Source organism: Arthrobacter parietis (assembly GCF_039530425.1).
Lineage (GTDB): Bacteria > Actinomycetota > Actinomycetes > Actinomycetales > Micrococcaceae > Arthrobacter_D > Arthrobacter_D parietis.
In genome coordinates, this window is sequence record NZ_BAAAON010000001.1 from 484708 (window position 1) to 501685 (window position 16978).

At 63.6% G+C, this 16978-nt stretch carries 14 protein-coding genes and 1 tRNA gene; 6 read left to right on the forward strand and 9 right to left on the reverse strand.

Features of this window, described 5'->3' with window-relative positions:
* The 4 genes from ABFX19_RS02285 to ABFX19_RS02300 form a co-directional block, all read right to left on the reverse strand.
* On the reverse strand, window positions 1-902 hold a 902-nt coding region (locus ABFX19_RS02285), incomplete at its 3' end, for an ABC transporter permease (RefSeq protein ID WP_346027324.1).
* Entirely contained in the window at window positions 899-1903 is a 1005-nt protein-coding gene (locus ABFX19_RS02290; RefSeq protein WP_056543435.1) for an ABC transporter permease, read from the reverse strand. The genes ABFX19_RS02285 and ABFX19_RS02290, both read right to left, overlap by 4 nt.
* A gap of 85 nt (window positions 1904-1988) precedes the next feature.
* Window positions 1989-3683, reverse strand: a complete 1695-nt coding sequence (locus ABFX19_RS02295) for an ABC transporter substrate-binding protein (protein WP_277357764.1) — start codon at window positions 3681-3683, stop codon at window positions 1989-1991.
* Between the two features lie 162 nt (window positions 3684-3845).
* Entirely contained in the window at window positions 3846-5030 is a 1185-nt protein-coding gene (locus ABFX19_RS02300; protein ID WP_346027325.1) for a MarP family serine protease, read from the reverse strand.
* A 207-nt stretch (window positions 5031-5237) separates the two neighbouring features.
* Between ABFX19_RS02300 and ABFX19_RS02305 the strand changes: the two genes are divergently transcribed.
* Window positions 5238-5915 carry a Crp/Fnr family transcriptional regulator gene (locus ABFX19_RS02305; RefSeq protein ID WP_026544229.1) on the forward strand — a complete coding sequence of 226 codons (678 nt, stop codon included), beginning with the start codon at window positions 5238-5240 and terminating at the stop codon, window positions 5913-5915.
* Between the two features lie 116 nt (window positions 5916-6031).
* On the opposite strand, the gene ABFX19_RS02310 is transcribed toward ABFX19_RS02305, so the two are convergent.
* From ABFX19_RS02310 to sp36, 4 genes are all read right to left on the reverse strand, one after another.
* The gene (locus ABFX19_RS02310; protein WP_346027326.1) at window positions 6032-7015 is read right to left on the reverse strand and encodes a hypothetical protein; all 984 of its coding nucleotides are present in this window, start codon (window positions 7013-7015) and stop codon (window positions 6032-6034) included.
* A 138-nt stretch (window positions 7016-7153) separates the two neighbouring features.
* Window positions 7154-8065 (reverse strand): NUDIX hydrolase, encoded by a 912-nt coding sequence (locus tag ABFX19_RS02315; RefSeq protein ID WP_346027327.1) that lies wholly within the window; start codon window positions 8063-8065, stop codon window positions 7154-7156.
* Between the two features lie 5 nt (window positions 8066-8070).
* Window positions 8071-8553: a RidA family protein gene (locus tag ABFX19_RS02320; RefSeq protein ID WP_277357768.1), complete on the reverse strand. Its 483-nt coding sequence runs from the start codon at window positions 8551-8553 to the stop codon at window positions 8071-8073.
* On the reverse strand, window positions 8550-8711 hold the full coding sequence (gene sp36, locus ABFX19_RS02325) for a Sp36 family protein (protein WP_157358939.1): 162 nt from the start codon (window positions 8709-8711) through the stop codon (window positions 8550-8552). Before sp36 ends, ABFX19_RS02320 begins: the two co-directional genes overlap by 4 nt.
* 37 nt (window positions 8712-8748) lie before the next feature.
* On the opposite strand from sp36, the gene ABFX19_RS02330 reads away from it, so the two are divergent.
* From ABFX19_RS02330 to ABFX19_RS02350, 5 genes are all read left to right on the forward strand, one after another.
* On the forward strand, window positions 8749-11094 hold the full coding sequence (locus ABFX19_RS02330; RefSeq protein ID WP_277357769.1) for a transglycosylase domain-containing protein: 2346 nt from the start codon (window positions 8749-8751) through the stop codon (window positions 11092-11094).
* 2 nt (window positions 11095-11096) lie between these two features.
* Window positions 11097-12032, forward strand: coding sequence for a metallophosphoesterase (locus tag ABFX19_RS02335; RefSeq protein ID WP_346027328.1), 936 nt, complete (start codon window positions 11097-11099; stop codon window positions 12030-12032).
* A 120-nt stretch (window positions 12033-12152) separates the two neighbouring features.
* Window positions 12153-13973 (forward strand): ABC transporter ATP-binding protein, encoded by a 1821-nt coding sequence (locus tag ABFX19_RS02340; RefSeq protein WP_277357771.1) that lies wholly within the window; start codon window positions 12153-12155, stop codon window positions 13971-13973.
* Window positions 13974-14077: 104 nt separating this feature from the next.
* Window positions 14078-15847 (forward strand): ABC transporter ATP-binding protein, encoded by a 1770-nt coding sequence (locus tag ABFX19_RS02345; RefSeq protein WP_346028024.1) that lies wholly within the window; start codon window positions 14078-14080, stop codon window positions 15845-15847.
* 103 nt (window positions 15848-15950) lie between these two features.
* Window positions 15951-16027: transfer RNA gene (locus tag ABFX19_RS02350), tRNA-Pro, on the forward strand.
* Window positions 16028-16111: 84 nt separating this feature from the next.
* Here the strand turns inward: ABFX19_RS02350 and ABFX19_RS02355 are convergent.
* Complete coding sequence (locus ABFX19_RS02355) at window positions 16112-16978, reverse strand: phosphoribosylaminoimidazolesuccinocarboxamide synthase (protein ID WP_346027329.1); 867 nt, start codon at window positions 16976-16978, stop codon at window positions 16112-16114.

Consider the following 16978-nt stretch of genomic DNA (forward strand, 5'->3'; position numbering starts at 1 on the left):
TCGCCCAGCAGGGTGAATCCGAGCGCAGTGATGGCGATACACGCGCCGGGCAGGAACGCCAGGTATGGATCCGAGGCCAGCTCCCGCTGTGCGTAGGTCAGCATGCGGCCCCATTCGGCTGTCTGCGGAACCCCGCCGCCGAGCCCCAGGAAGGACAGGGCAGCGGCGTCGATCACGGCTGTCGCAAGGGACAGTGTCGCCTGCACGATCACCGGCCCCACGCTGTTGGGCAGCAGGTGGCTCATGGTGATGGTGCGCTTGCTCAGGCCGAGCGTCTGCGCTGCCAGGATGTAGTCCGAACCACGCTGCGAGAGCATGGATGAACGCAGCAGGCGCGCGAAGATCGGCAGCTGCGAGGCACCGATTGCGATCATCACCGCGTAGGGCCCCTGTCCCAAAATGGCCGCGATACTGACGGCGAGGAGCAGGTTCGGGACGGACAGCAGAATGTCCACGAAGCGCATGATGACGCTGTCCACCCAGCCGCCCAATCCACCGGCAAGCAGCCCGAGCAGCATTCCGCCGGCCAGGCCGATCGCCGTCGAAATGACGCCGATCAGCAGCGACGCCTGCGCCCCCCAGATCAGTTTGCTGAGCACATCACCACCGAAACGGTCGAGGCCCAACGGGTACTCCGCGAGTTCGCCGGGTCCGGGGATGTTGGTCGGGGTGATTTCCGTGCGCCCGGGCAGTGCTTCCCCGCCGTAGGGTGCAAGGATCGGCGCCAGCGCGGCGACCAGGAGGAACAGCCCGATGATGATCGCGCCGGCAATCGCCTGCGGGTTTCGGCGCAGCCGTCGGAACGCGTCTTTCCAGAGGCCGGTGCCGCCGCCCTCGGCGAGGCTCGGATCAGTGGTCGGAGAAGTGGGCCCGCCCGCGGCGGGAGGCAATACTGTGCTCATTGCACACGCACCCTTGGATCGATGACGGAGTACGAAACGTCAACCAGGAGGTTGATCAGGGCGTACAGGATCGCGATGAAGATGACGAAGCCCTGCAGCACCGGATAGTCCAGTTCAAAGATGGCGTCGCGGAGGAAACTTCCGATGCCGGGGAAGGCGAACACCGTTTCGGTGAGGACCGCACCTGAAATGAGCAGGCCGGTCTGCAGGCCAATGGTCGTCACGACCGGGAGCATCGCGTTACGCAGGATGAACCGGCTTCGGATTGTTCTTTCCATGAGGCCCTTTGCGCGGGCCGTCCGAACGTAATCGGCGTTCTGCACTTCCAGCACCGAAGCGCGCGTGATGCGCACAATGATGGCCAGCGGGATGGTTCCCAGTGCGAGCCCCGGAAGGATCAGGTGCTGGAAGGCGTCCCACGCGGCGTCGTACTCGCCCGTCAGGATGCCGTCCAGCACATAGAAATCCGTGACGTGCGTCGCGTTGATGCGCGGATTCTGGCGTCCATCCGGCGGCAGGATGGGCCACTGGATGGCGAACAGGTACTTGAAGATGAAGGCCAGGAAGAAGACCGGAACAGTGATGCCGATCAGGCTGAGGACTACCGAACCATGATCGACAAGCTTGCCGTAATGGCGGGCGGCCATATAGCCCAGCGGGATACCGACGCCGATCGCGAAGATCAGCGCCACCACGCTCAGTTCAAGCGTGGCCGGGAAGCGTGTTGCGAACTCTTCCAGTACGGGACGGCCCGTGATGATCGAGGTGCCGAAATCGCCCTGCAGCAGTTTACCCATGTAGGTGAAGTACTGAAGGAGGATCGGTTCGTCGAAACCGTACAGTTCGTTGACGCGGGCGACCGCTTCCGGGGTTGCCCGCTCGCCCAGCAGGGCTGTTGCAGGCCCGCCCGGCAGGCCTCGAACCCAGAGAAAAAGCAGGACCGAAAGTCCAAACAGGGTCGGAACGAGCAGGGCGAGGCGTTTACCAATGACGCGAAGCACGAGGTCCTTTCAACAGTGTGGCATCGAGTGGACGAGAGCAAACAAAAGCGGAGGGACCGATGGGCCGGTCCCTCCGCCAGAGTTGTTACTCGTTCAGTTCGATCATGTTGAAGACTTCGTCATTGACGGGGCTCGCCGGGTAGGAATCTACCCGCGGAGCGAACGCCAGGGACGGCGCCGGGTGCGCCAGCGGAATCGCCGGGTTGAACTGGGCGATCTGCTCGTTGATCTCCTCGTACGTGGCGGTCTGCTCCTCGCGGTCAGTCATGCCGCGAGCCTCGCTGAGTGCGTTGAACAGTTCCGGATTGTCGAAGCCGAACTCGGGCTTCTCCTGGCCGAAGAAGACGCCGATGAAGTTGTCGGTGTCGTTGTAGTCGCCGGTCCAGCCGAGCAGGTGGATGCCGTGGTTCTCGGTGCCCTGGATGCGGTCGAGGTAGTCAGGCGTCCAGACATCCGGCGCCGGGGTGACCGTGATACCGACGTCCTTCAGCTGGTCGCTGAGGTTCGTGAACACCTGCTCCGGAGTAGGCATGTACGGGCGGGAGACGTCAGTCGGGTAGTTGAACTGGACCTCGAAGCCGTCCGGGTAGCCGGCCTCGGCCAGCAGTTCCTTGGCGCGCTCAGGATCATACTCGTACGTGGTGATGTCCTCGTTGTAGCCGTCCACAACATCGGGGATGAACTGGGTGGCCAGCTGGGTTCCCTCGGGCAGCGTCTGGTCGATCAACGCCTGCTTGTCGATTGCGTGGTGGATGGCCTCGCGGACCAGCGGATCACTCAGCTCTTCGACGGCGTGGTTGATGCCGAGGTAGAGGATGGTGAACGGATCGCGCGGAACGATCATGAACCCTTCCTCCTCAAGAACGGGAATGTCCGCCGGGGAGACGAGGTCGAAACCGTCGACGGTTCCGGCCTGCAGCGCCTGGGTGCGTGCCTGCGGGTCATCGATGATGCGGAAGATGACCGTCTGGACGTCGCCCTGCTCGCCCCAGTACTCCTCGTTGGCGGTGACGGTGAGGTCTGCGCCGACGTTCCAGGAGTCAAACTTGAACGGACCGGTTCCCACCGGGTGGCCTTCCGCGTACTCGCTCAGCTGGGGAGCTTCGGAGGAACCTCCGATGTCATCGGCGTTGAACTCCTGCAGCGCGGTGGGGCTCTGCATGGCGAATGCCGGCAGGGACAGAGCGGGGATGAACCCGGCAAACGGCTTGGCAAGCGTGACGGTGGCCTCGAGGTCCCCGTTCACTTCGCAGGACTCATACACCGCAGCGTCCGGCGAATCAGCGAAGCCGCGGAACAGGTTGTTGTAGTAGTAGGACACCGACGGCGCCTGGGCCAGACCGGTGAAGTTGTACCAGCGGTCAAAGTTGAAGCAGACGGCTTCGGCGTTGAACTCGGTGCCGTCGTGGAAGGTCACGCCTTCCTTCAGCGCGAACGTGGTGGACAGTCCGTCCTCGGATGTTTCCCATGATTCCGCCAGCAACGGTGCCGGGTCTGCCGTGCCCGGCTCGACGCCTACAAGGCCCTCGAAAATCTGCCGGCTGACGCGGAAGGACTCGCCGTCGCTCGCGAAGGCGGGGTCAAGCGATGCTGGGTCGGACGAGGCCGCGAAGACGAAAGTCGAGTCGACCTCGCCCTCCGCCGCTGCGCCGCCGTCCTCTTCACGCTGGCTCTGGACGCAGCCGCTGAGCAGCAGAGCGCTGATTGCGGCGCCGGCAGTAATGGCGGCAGCGCGCTTCTTTGTGGGATGCGTCCCCCGCGCCGATGTGCTTGTGAACATTAAGTGCTCCTGATGATCTGTTACCTGGCGGACACGTCACTGTGCCCGGGCGGCGCACGGGCAGGCCGTGTTGCCTAATGTGACGAGCCTAACTCCCAGCGCGGGCGCATGCAGTATTTCCCGCCAGCAAGCGATCACGATTTGGTTAAGCGCCGGCACTTCCTAGCGTTCGGTGCACTGCCCGGCGGACACGGTTTCACTGAGCGCTGCCGCCTGTTCGACGACGGGACGGAGCTCCCCCAGTGTCAGCGCGTACCCCACTGGCACATCAGCCGTGGATTTCGCAAAGATGACTCCGGCGACGCGGCCCTCCATGTCCAGGAGCGGTCCGCCGGAATTCCCCTGCTGAACGTTTGCGGCGAGCGTGTAGACGTCGATCGCCGTCGGGTCAGCACCGTAGATATTCTCGACAAGGACGTCGGACCGGTTCTGGATGCTTGCCGGCTGAACCTGGAACGGCCCGCCCGCTGGGTATCCGGCGAAGGCCGCGGTGTCCCCGGTTTCGAGGTCCTCCCCGAGTGCAAGCGGCGCGCGGTCCAGGCCGTCCACAGCGATCACGGCGATGTCCCTCACCGGATCGAAATAGACAACGCTTCCCGGCACTGCGCCTGCACCGGGAACCTCGACGACCGGCTGGTTTACCCCTGCCACCACATGGGCATTGGTCACTACCCGACCCGGCGCGACGATGAATCCGGACCCGGTTTGGTTCTGGCCGCACTGGTAGGCGGTTCCGGCGATGCGCAGGACCGATTGGGATGCGGTGGCGAGCGCCGGTGTGTCCACTGATGCATCCGGTACCGGAGCCGGGCTGGCCGGCGCCACACCCTCAAGAAGCGTGGGTATGCCGTCAGCAACGGCAATGGAGCGGATCTGCGCCATCCAGGCACGAACGGGCGACGGCGTCAGGGTGTCAATACTGCCGAGCACCTTCGACGATGCGATTGACTGGGAAAGGAAGGGCACGCCCATGGTGCTGATGCTGAAAGCCAGCATGGCAAGTACCAGCGCGGCCACGACGACATTGGTGGCCCCTCCCAGAAGGCGGTCGATGACGCGCACGGGAGCTGACCCGGCCCTGCTGCTGAGCGCGCGTCCCAGTCCCGCGCCGAGTGCCTGCCCGATGATGACCAGGAGCAGGGCAGTGGCGATCACCGCGGCGAGCCGCCAGGAGTCCTCGGATACCGACGCACTGACCAGCGGTATGGCGAAGAAGGCGGCCACTGCGCCGGCCGCGAACCCGATGATGCCGCCGAGGGTGACCAGGAAGCCGTTCTTCAGCCCGGCAATGAGGTAGCCAATCAGCATCAGCACCAGGATGATGTCCAGGAGTGTAAAACCGAACACGCCACTCCCTTTCCAGGAAGCGCTGCACTTCCCCTGCTGAGCTTTGATTCTACGGTCCCGCGCTGACAGTCCGCCGGGAAGGATTGGAGTGATTTCCCCTACCCCGTGGGCGAACATGCGTGTAGCAGGTGTCACAACGTCCTTGCGTACGGCAAGATGGGAAAAGACGGGAAACTGGCTGGTTCTGCATCATACAGAGGAGATTTCATGGATATCGAGGTACTGCGCAGGGCGCCCCTGTTCGCTTCACTGGGCGACGAGGTGTTTGCGGCGCTCACTGACGAGCTGACCGAAGTGGACTTGTCGCGCGGCGCATCGGTCTTCCGGGAAGGCGACCAGGGCGACCAGCTCTACTTCATCGTCTCCGGCAAAATCAAGCTTGGCCGTACCGCACAGGACGGCCGCGAGAACCTGCTGGCAATCCTCGGCCCCGGTGAGCTCTTCGGCGAAATGGCCCTGTTCGATCCCAGCCCCCGCACCGCCACGGCCACGGCTGTGTCCGAGACCCGCCTCGCCGGCCTCAAGAACGAGAATCTTCGTGCCCTGCTGGAAACCCGCCCCGAGGTGTCCGCCCAGCTGCTGCAGGCCCTGGCCCGCCGGCTGCGCCGCACCAACGAATCCCTGGCGGACCTGGTCTTCTCCGACGTACCGGGCCGCGTGGCCAAGGCACTGCTGGACCTCGCGGACCGCTTCGGCCGCCCTGCCACTGACGGCATCCTCGTAGCTCACGAACTGACCCAGGAAGAACTCGCGCAGCTTGTCGGCGCCTCGCGTGAAACCGTGAACAAAGCCCTGGCCGAGTTCGTCCAGCGTGGCTGGCTGCGCCTGGAGGCGCGCGCAGTCGTCATCCTGGACATCCAGCGATTGCGTCAGCGCAGCCGCTAGCCCCCCTTTGGGAACTTTTGTGCAGGTCAGGTGACTCCGCCCGCCGGGAAGTCACCGTAGGTGCGCAAAAGTTCCTGGAAGTGGGGCCGCACCTCCCTCCTGGAATTTTGCGCAGGTCAGGCGGGTCTACGGTTTGGGAACTCACTAGAGGTGCCCAAAAGTTCCTGGGATCCCGGGCGCCATCCCTGCCGGAGGAGTGGCTTCTTGACCTTCGCGACGACCCGCCAGCCGCCCTCCGGCAGGTCAAGGCGGTTCAGTTTCACCTGCGCCCACTCAACCTCTGCAACTTTGGCATCTCTGGCCATATCCTTGGCCTGCTGTTCGGGCGTCAGGTGATGCTCGCCGTCGTATTCGATGCAGACCCGGAACGCCTCGCAGCCGAGGTCCGTCCAGGCAACGATCACCCCGTTTGCGTCCCGTAGCGGACAGTTCACCGAGAATTCCGGCAACCCTGCGTCCTCCAGGATCAGGCGCACTAGACTCTCCGGTGGCGAGTCGACGCCGACGCGAAGCCGATCAAAAGCTGACCGCGCCTTCTGTATGCCCCAGCTCCGTCCGTGTGTTGCGATGAACCGCTCCAGGTCCCGTTTCGGGACCATTGGGATCCTCGGCGGGCCGAAGGAGCGGGTGTGTTCGCTGATGATCTGGTCGCCGGCAACCACCAGGTCCTCGAGCGGTAGCACCGTTGCCAAATCCAGCCAGGTTCGGGCGAGCGACGTCACAGGCAACCCGTCGATCTCAACAACGTCTCCTTCGGAGATATCGAGGCGATGGCCCTTGACTCCCTTCCTGCGCGGTCCGGCTGTCTGTCTACCACGGGACAAGTGCACCTGCTCGTGGGAAATCCAGTGCGGTAGGTGTATCCCGTGAATCTCTGCGGCGGTCGTATGCGAAACGAAACTCCCCGGCAGCAACTCCACGTAGGGTCGGCAGCGCGATAAAACGGGTTGGATAGCGCCGACGGGCACGCGCACTTCCCGGCTGGGGGTGGTCAGATCCTTCGCGCGCGTTCGGCTGATCGACAGGTCAGCGCTGAGCGCTGACCGCAAGGTGAAGGACCGTCCAACCAGTTCGTCGGGCAAGGGAGCGCGTTTGGGCATGTTCTATCTCAACGCATTCCCGAATCCTGTGCGCCGACTATCCACAGACGGTAACTTCTGCGCAGATCACGTGGATTCCGACGCCGGGAAGTCACCGTAGGTGCGCAAAAGTTCCGGATTGAAGCTGGACGACGGCGGCTACCGGCCGCGCTGCTCCGAGCCTTCCGTGGCGGTTGAGCACTCGACCTCGATCTTCGTTTCACCCTCGGCCTCAACGAGCCGGGGGGAGAAGACCTTCATCGGCCGCTTGTGGGAAAGATAGGCGATGCAGCCGCGCGAGGAGCCGATCTTCTCGAGGATGAGTTCAACCGCGGGCACAGTCAGTTCACTCAGCCCCCGGCCGACGGTGTTCGGCTGGTTGACTTCATCGCCGAGGGAGGTGGTATTGCGCTGCATGATCTCCTCGGCAGACCACCGCCACTGGCCCCATACGCCCTTGCTCGCCAGCAGGGTGGGCTCCTGATTTACCGGCTGCGCCGCAGCAAAGTACCGCGTGTCAAAACGGCGATGGGCAAAATCCGGACTCAGCCAGGCGGACAGCGGCTTGATGAGGTCGGTGCGCAGACCGAGCCCCCGCTTCGCGAGGATCTCCGCAAACGTCCTGTCACCGGCGGCGATTGCTTCACGGGCTTCCATCCACTGCGGGTGGCGGGTGCCCTCGACAAGGCTCGATGCGTCCGGGCCGGCGAGCAGCACGCCGGTCTCCTCGAAAAGTTCGCGGATCGCGGCAATCACAAATCGCCGCGCAACATGATGATCGTCGGTTGCCAGCGCCGCTGCCCAGTGGGCAGGTGAGGGGCCGAACCAGGTGACCGGTTCGTCGTCGTTCTCCTCCACGCTGCCGCCGGGGAAGGCCACCACGCCAAGCGGTGACTCCCCCCGACGGTAGGAGAGGTACACCTCGGTACCGACCGGAGCGTCACGGATCAACACGACCGACGACGCCGGACGCGGCTTCATTGGGGTGCGCTCGCCGTGATCAATCCAGCTGCGGGCGGCACCCTGCTGCTCTTCCGGGACTGGGAAGAGCCTGGTGCTTGAACGGTTCACGGTGACTAGATGAACTCCGCGATAATCTCGACTTCTACCGACGCATTCAATGGTAGTACCGCAACCCCGACGGCGGAACGCGCGTGGGCGCCGGCCTCGCCGAAGACCTGCCCCAGCAGCTCGGACGCTCCATTGATGACCCCGGGCTGGCCCGTGAACGTGGGATCCGACGCGACGAAGCCCACCACCTTGACGATCCGGCTGATGCGGTCGAGGTCTCCGATCTGGGACTTCACAGCCGCGAGTGCATTGACTGCGCAGACGGCCGCAAACTCCTTGGCCTGCTCGGCTTCTATATCACTGCCGACCTTGCCTGTAGCTGGGAGTTCACCATTAATAAACGGAAGCTGCCCGGAGGTGTAGACGTAGTTGCCGGAGACTACTGCGGGAATGTAGGCGGCCACCGGAGCGGCCACCTCGGGGAGGGTGATCCCGAGATCCTTCAGCCTGCTCTCTACCGCTGACACTGCTTCATTGGCGCTGGTCACGACGCGTTTTTCTCCCGTTTGAGGTATGCAACCAGACCGTTGCCGTCAGGCCCCGGAACCACCTGCACGAGCTCCCAGCCGTCCTCACCCCACTGGTCGAGAATCTGTTTGGTCGCGTGGATGATGAGCGGAATTGTGGAGTACTCCCATTTGGTCATGACTCACAGGGTAGCGCGTGCTTGTAAACTGGAGTACATGGCTGCTCGTAAATCTCCTTTCTTTGACACGGCAACCACCCTGGGGAAAATCATTGCATTTCTTGGAATCAGTGGATTGAGTGGGGTGCTTGCTGCCGGTCTCCTCGTGCCCGTGGCTGCTGCTGCCGGCACCGGCGCCTCCGCGTCCATCCAGTTCTTCGAGAACCTCCCGGCTGAGCTTGAGCGCGGTGCGCTCGCCCAACCCTCCAAGATCGTTGCCTCCGACGGCTCGCTGATCGCCACCCTGTATGAGGAGAATCGCCAGCCCGTGACGCTGGATCAGGTCTCCGAGAACATGACGGATGCGCTGATCGCCATTGAAGATGATCAGTTCTACAACCACGGCGGTGTTGACCTGCAGGGCATCATCAGCGCCGCCATCAGCAACATCAGCAGCGACACCACCCGCGGCGCTTCCACCATCACGCAGCAGTACGTCAACAACGTACTCATAGACGCCAGCATGCAGAGCGGCGGCGACATCACCTTCAGCGGTCAGAAAACCCTGGGCGACAAGCTCCGCGAAGCCAAGCTGGCTATCGCCGTGGAGAAGGAGCTGAGCAAGGACGAAATCCTTGCCGGCTACCTGAACATCGTGCCGTTCACCGGCAACACCTACGGCGTCCAGGCCGCCTCCAAGTACTTCTTCAACGTCGAGGCAAAAGACCTCAACATCCAGCAGGCTGCGCTGCTTGCCGGCGTGGTCAACGGCCCCACCTTCTACAGCCCCGAGCTCTACCCGGAGCGCTCGCTCGAACGCCGCAATCTGGTGATCGGCCGCATGCTGGAGACCGGAAAAATCACTCAGGAAGAGTATGACGCCGCCGTTGCCTCGGATCTCGGACTGAACATCACGCCGGTCTTGAATGGCTGCGTAGGCGCCGAGCAGGCACCCTACTTCTGTGACTATGTGACGCACCTGGTCCTCAATGATCCTGCCTACGGCGAAACCCGTGAGGACCGGGAGAACCTGTTGTACCGCGGCGGTTTGACCATCAAGACCACCCTTGATCCGCGCGCACAGGCAGCTGCGCAGACGGCCATCAATGAGACCGCCAACCGCGAGACCACCGATCCCGCCGTGGGCCACTCCATGGTGAGCCTTGAGCCGGGCACCGGAGACATCCTGGTCATGGCTCAGAACACGCGCTTCATGCCGGGTGAAACACCGGGCGACTCCGTTCAGAACTTCAATGTAGACGCGTATTACAAGGGTGATCCGAACAAGCCCATTGGCGGTCTCGGCGGATTCCAGCCGGGCTCGACCTTCAAGCCGTTTGTCGTGGCCGCCTGGCTGGAAGACGGCCGGTCGCTCAATACAGTGGTGGACGGCAGCAAAAAGGCTTACCCTGCCGGCGATCGCTGGGAGGCCAGCTGCCTGCCGCGAGGGTTCTACGAGATCCTCAGCGACGACCCGAATTACGAGTACGAGCCGCAGAACTATGGCGACACCAATTACGGTAATTACACCGTCCTTGAAGGCCTTGCGCAGTCCTACAACACGGTGACCTTCGAGACCGCCGAACAGCTCGATCTCTGCAAGATCCGTGACATGGCCTTCGAGATGGGCGTGCACAACGGGAAGAGCTCGGAGGGTGAGCCACTTCCGGTCGATGTCAACGTCCCGATGCTCATCGGTGGTTCGAGCGACGTCTCCCCGATGTCAATGGCAACCGCCTATGCCACCCTTGCCGCCGAAGGCCTCAAATGCGAGCCTCGGGCACTTGTTGAAGTGACTGCGGTCAACGGAGACACTTATCCGGTTCCGCCGGAATCATGTGAGCAGGTAATCCCGAAGGAAATCGCGCGCGGAGTGAACTACGCCACCCAGGCAGTGATAGAGCGCGGTTCGGGCCAGTTGCTTGAGTTCGGCGACATCCCCATGGCCGGCAAGACCGGCACCAATGACGCCCGCTCGCAGACCTGGTTCATGGGTTACAACTCCGCCATGGCAACGGCCTCGTGGATCGGTAACTGGAAAGAAGGCAACACGAGCCTTAGCGGAATGCAGATTGGCGGACGGACTTACCCGGAGATCGACGGTTCGCTGATCGCTGCGCCGTCCTGGGCCCGCTACATGCAGCAGATCCAAGGTTCCTACCAGCCCGAGCCGTTTGCTGACCCGCCGTCGAACATGATCAATACCAGCCGCCAGGAACAGCAGGACCAGTTATCACAGCAGCCGAATTCCAACGGGACAACCAACGGCACAACCAACAACGGTCAGCTGATTCTCCCCCCGGCACCCGGCGGTAACACCCTGCCCGTTACGCCCCCAGACAATTCAGGGAACAATGGGAACGGCAACGGTAATGGAAACGGCAACGGCGGAGGTAACGGCTGATCGTGGGGACAACCACAGAGGGTTCGCGTAACGGCGCAGCGGTAGCGCTGGGCATAACAGCAGCGGCCGGCGTCGCCACCTTCGGCTACGCAGCGTTCGTCGAGCGCAACCTCTTCGGACTTCGCAAGGAGAACCTCGCGATTCTTCCCCAGGGCAGCAGGCCGCTGCAGGTCCTGCACCTCTCGGATATCCACATGGTGCCCCGTCAGGCCGCCAAGACCAAGTGGTTGCAGGGCCTTGCAGAGCTGAAGCCGGACCTCGTGGTCAATACCGGCGACAACCTCAGCCACCCCAAGGCGCTTGCGCCCCTACTGGATGCGCTCGAACCGCTCCTCGAGTTCCCGGGTGTCTTTGTTCCCGGTTCCAACGATTACTACGCACCGCGGCTGCAGAATCCGTTCAGGTACTTCACCGGTCCCTCCTCAAGCAAGGCAGACAAGCCGCTGAAGGAACTTCCCTGGCAGCAGATGTTCGCGAGGTTCGGCTCCGCTGGCTGGGTTGATCTGACCAACCGGTCGCAGTCGGTTGCTGTTCGCGGCGTCCGGCTGGATCTGAGCGGCGTTGATGATCCCCATTTGGGACGGGACAAGTTCGCCGGCTTCCCGGCGGGAAGCAGTACCGCAGGCGAGGCACCCCACCTTCGTGTCGGCGTCGCCCATGCCCCGTACCAGCGTGTCCTCGACACCTTCACCGACGGCGGAGCAGACCTGATATTCGCCGGCCACACACATGGCGGACAGGTATGCGTTCCCGGGTACGGCGCCCTCGTCAGCAATTGTGATCTGCCCACCTGGCGTGCCCGTGGTCTGACCCAGTGGGAGCACAACGGCCGGGCAGTCCCGCTGAACGTGTCAGCGGGAATCGGAACCTCGCGGTTTGCGCCAGTCCGTTTCGCCTGCCGCCCCGAAGCAGTATTACTGACGCTCACGTCACGCTGAGCAACGGGTCCGCGGTGACGGTTCCCTGACGAGCGCGTCGCGCACGGTCTGACATAGGATTGTTGCTGGGGGACACGAAAATTTCGGCTCCCTCGAATCTTCAACTTTCGAGAGAAGTACATGCCGACGCAAACAACGCTGTGGGAGTCTCTCAGGCGCCTGTACCCGCACCTCAAGCCGATCATTCCGCGACTGGTTCTCGGCCTTTTTGCCGCGCTCGGTGCCAGCGTCATGGTGCTTGCCATCCCGCAGGTCTTCCGGGTCCTCGTCAATGACGCCCTGGCGGAAGGTCAGGCGAGTTCCACCGTGTGGATCGCATCCGGGATTGTCCTGGTGCTCGGAGTGCTCGAGGCTGTCTTCGTTGCCCTGCGGCGGTTCTTCGTCATCAATCCTGCAACCACGGTAGAAACCAACCTGCGCACGTCGTTCTACCGTCATCTGCAGAACCTCGCGGTAGCCTTCCACGACCGTTGGGGCAGCGGCCAACTGCTGTCGCGTGCCATGTCAGACCTCAACCTCATGCGGCGGTGGATGGCATTCGGCGCCATCATGCTCGTGGTGGACGCAATCACGCTGACCGCGGGCGTGGCCATCATGTTCTTCATGAGCTGGCCCCTGGCCCTGATCTTCCTTACAGCGGCGGTACCCGTGATGATCTACGGATTCCGCTTCCGGACCTCCTACAGCAGGGTCTCGCGCAAGAGCCAGGACCAGGCGGGTGACCTCGCCACCACCGTCGAGGAGTCCGTCCACGGTATCCGCGTCCTGAAGGCCTTCGGGCGGAGCCGGGAAGCCCTGGACGCCTTCAGTGACCAGGCCGAGGAACTGCGTGAAACGGAAATCCACAAAGCCAAGAGCCTGGCCACGTTCTCACTGATCGTGACGCTGCTCCCCGAACTCGCCCTGGGCGCTTCGCTGGTCACCGGCATCCTCCTCGCTGTCAACGGTGACGTCACCATCGGCGGACTGGTCGCGTTCTTCGCAACCGCCGGCGTGGTGGCGGGGCGCGTCGAGTTCATCGGCCCGCTGCTCGCCATGACGTTCACAGCCAAAACGGCAATCGACCGCCACTACGAGGTCATGGAGTCTGAGAACACCATCACCGGACCGCCTGATCCCCGCACCCTCACCGATCCGCACGGCGAAGTAACGTTCGACGACGTCTCCTTCCGTTATCCCGATGCGAAGGACACATCCACTTCGGTCATAGACGGAGTCAACCTCACGCTGAGGGCCGGCGAAACCATGGCTCTGGTGGGAGTGACCGGCTGCGGCAAGAGCACCCTGCTCCAACTGGTACCCCGCCTCTACGATGTCACCGGTGGAGCTATCCGCATCGACGGGATCGATCTCCGCGAGTTCTCTCTGGAGGAACTGCGCCGCCACGTAGCGGTGGCATTCGAAGACACCACACTGTTTTCCAACTCGGTCCGCGAAAACGTACTGATGGGTGTGGACGCCCAGGACGACGACGACGCCATCCTCACCGAGGCGCTGGACGTTGCGCAGGCGCACTTCGTGTATTCGCTTCCCGAGGGCGTGGATACGCTCATCGGTGAAGAGGGACTCAGCCTCTCCGGCGGGCAGCGCCAGCGGCTGGCGCTCGCCCGGGCCATCGCGGCCAAGCCGCGGGTGCTGGTCCTCGACGACCCGCTGTCCGCGCTCGATGTGCGCACGGAGGAACTTGTGGAGGAGCGCCTGCGCGAGGTCCTCGCGGATACCACCACACTGATTGTGGCCCACCGCCCCTCCACAGTGGCGCTCGCCGACCGCGTCGCACTCATGGAGAACGGACGCATCTCCGAGGTCGGTACCCACACCGAACTGCTGGTCCGCAGCGACCACTACCGCTACGTCATTGCGAGCCTGACCGAGGAACCCGTGGATCTGGACAGCGAGCTGGAAGAGCTGGAGCACAACGACCAGGAGGCCCGCGCATGAGTGCAGCACCGAAACAGGAGAAGCAGGAAAAGCCGAACAGGCGCACCCGCGCGGGCCAGCCGCCGTCGGTCATATCCTCAGGAGTCTCCAACGAGGACGACGTGATGCTGGACCGGGCACAGAACAAATCGGTGCGGACACGGTCCTTCAAACTGCTCGGCTCCCTGATCCGCCCCAACCGCCGGCAATTCATCTGGACCGCGTTCCTCGTGGTCTTCTCCCAGATCGCACGGGTGGCCGGGCCGGCGATCATCGCCTTCGGTATCGACCACGCTCTCCCCTCGCTGCTGCAGGGCGAGTCCGCGCTGCTCTGGGCTGCGGGCATCACCTACCTCATCGCGGCCGTACTGGCAGCGACCCTCACAGCCGGCTACGTCCTCGCAGCAGCCCGGCTGAGCCAGGAAATGCTGCTGGATCTCCGCCTGCGCGTCTTCCGGCACACCCAGCGGCTCAGCCTCGAGTTCCACGAGAAGTACACCTCCGGGCGCATCATCTCCCGCCAGACCTCGGACCTGGAAGCGCTACGCGAGCTGCTCGACTCCGGCGTCAGTTCCCTGGCGTCCGGCCTGATGTACATGATCTTCACCGCTGTCACCATCTTCGTGCTCGACTGGCCCACCGGATTGCTCCTTCTGGTCGCGGCTATCCCCATGACGTTCCTGGCGCGCTGGTACCAGAAGCACTCGCAGATCGCCTACCGGTCATCGCGGGTGGTGTCGGCGAAGCTGATCGTCCACTTCATCGAGACCATGACCGGCATCCGTGCGGTCAAGGCGTTCCGCCGCGAGAAGGTCAACGCAGACCGCTACGACGAGCTCGCCGAGGACTACCGCAAGGTGACGGTGCGCTCGATCAACCTCAACGGCGTCTTCCAGCCGGGCCTGGTCCTGATCGGCAACGTGACGGTGGCCGCGGTGCTCCTGTTCGGAGGCTTCCGGGTGCTTGGCGGATCGCTCGAGGTCGGCGCGCTGCTGGCCCTGCTGCTGTACAGCAAGCGGTTCTTCCAGCCGGTGGACCAGATGGCGATGTTCTACAACTCGTTCCAGTCAGCAGCCGCCGCTCTCGAGAAGGTGTCCGGGCTCCTGGAGGAAGTACCGACGGTGCGCCCGCCGAAGAACCCCGTGCCGTTGAAGGACGCGCAGGGCCGGATAGAGTTCGACGGCGTTGAGTTCCGTTATGGGGAAGGTCCCGTCATCCTGCCGCGCATGGACCTCACGATCCCGGCCGGGCAGACGATTGCCCTCGTTGGCCAGACGGGCGCCGGTAAGTCCACTCTCGCCAAGGTTATCGCCCGGTTCTACGACGTCTCCGCAGGCAGCATCACCCTCGACGGGGTGGACCTGAGGCAACTGTCCCCGCAGGACCTGCGCCGCGCCGTCGTCATGGTGACGCAGGAGGCGTTCCTGTTCAGTGGGAGCGTGGCTGACAACATCGCCCTGGGCAAGCCGGAGGCGAGCCGCGAAGAGATCGAGCAGGCCGCCAGGGCTGTAGGAGCACATGAGTTCATCACGTCGCTGCCCGAGGGCTACGACACCGATGTGAACAAGCGCGGCGGCCGGGTCTCCTCGGGGCAACGGCAGCTCATCAGCTTTGCCAGGGCGTTCCTCGCGGACCCGGCGGTCCTGATCCTGGACGAGGCAACGTCCTCGCTGGACATCCCCAGCGAACGGCTGGTCCAGCAGGGCCTGCAGAAGCTGCTCGGTAACCGGACCGCGCTGATTATTGCGCACCGGCTCTCCACGGTGGAGATCGCGGACCGCGTGCTGGTGGTGCATGATGGCGCGATTGTCGAGGACGGCACACCCGCTGACCTGATCAGCGGCAACGGCCGTTTCGCCACCCTGCACGCAGCCTGGCAGGACTCGCTCGTCTAGCGCTGGTCAGCGAGCTGCTGCCCACGGACCGCTAGTTCGTCAGGGACGCCGTTGTCCGTTATCCTTGAGAGGTTGCTTTCGGGGCTTCTCGGAACAGCTCAATCGGGGTGTGGCGCAGCTTGGTAGCGCGCGTCGTTCGGGACGACGAGGCCGCAGGTTCAAATCCTGTCACCCCGACCACTGAAGAAAAGGTGTCCGCAGTTCACACTGCGGGCACCTTTTCGTTTCTGCGTCAGACGCGGTGAAGCGTCACACGAAGCGAGGTCAGACGAACGTCCGGCCGGTCAGCCGCTCGTAGGCTTCGATGTACCGGGCGCGTGTCTTCGCGATAACCTCGGCGGGCAGTGCAGGCGGTTCTGACACACGGTCCCAACCGGCGTCGTCGGATGTGAGCCAGTCGCGGACAAACTGCTTGTCGAAGGAGGCCTGGGCCTTACCCGGCGAATACAGGGCCGCGTCCCAGAAACGCGACGAATCCGGCGTCAGCACCTCGTCGCCGAGGGTCACAGCTCCAGAGCGGGACATTCCGAACTCCACCTTGGTGTCCGCAAGGATGATGCCGCGATCCAGTGCAATCGACTCCGCACGGGAGTAGATATCGAGCGTCAGCGAGCGCAGCTTCGCGGCGAGATCATCCCCCAGCATCATGACGACGGCGTCATAGGTGATGTTCTCGTCGTGCTCGCCCACCTCAGCCTTGGCGGATGGGGTGAACAGCGGCTCGTCCAAACGGGAGCCGTCCACCAGGCCTTCCGGCAGCGGCAGCTCACACACGGTCCGCGACTCGTTGTACTCGAGGAGCCCGGAACCGGTCAGGTATCCACGCGCTATGCACTCCACGGGGTACATGTCCAACCGCTGACAGATCATGGCCCGGCCGTCAACCTCGGCGGGAACGTCGGTGGAGAGGACATGGTTGGGGATGCCGGCCAGCTGCTCGAACCACCACAGGCTCAGCTGGGTCAGCACGCGTCCCTTGTCCGGGATCTCGGAAGACAACACAAAGTCGTAGGCGCTGATCCGGTCACTGGCGACCACCAGCACGCGGTCATCCTCGCCCGTCACGGGTTCATACAGGTCCCGGACCTTCCCGGAGTAGATGTGCCGCCAACCCGTAAGTTCCTGTGCCAT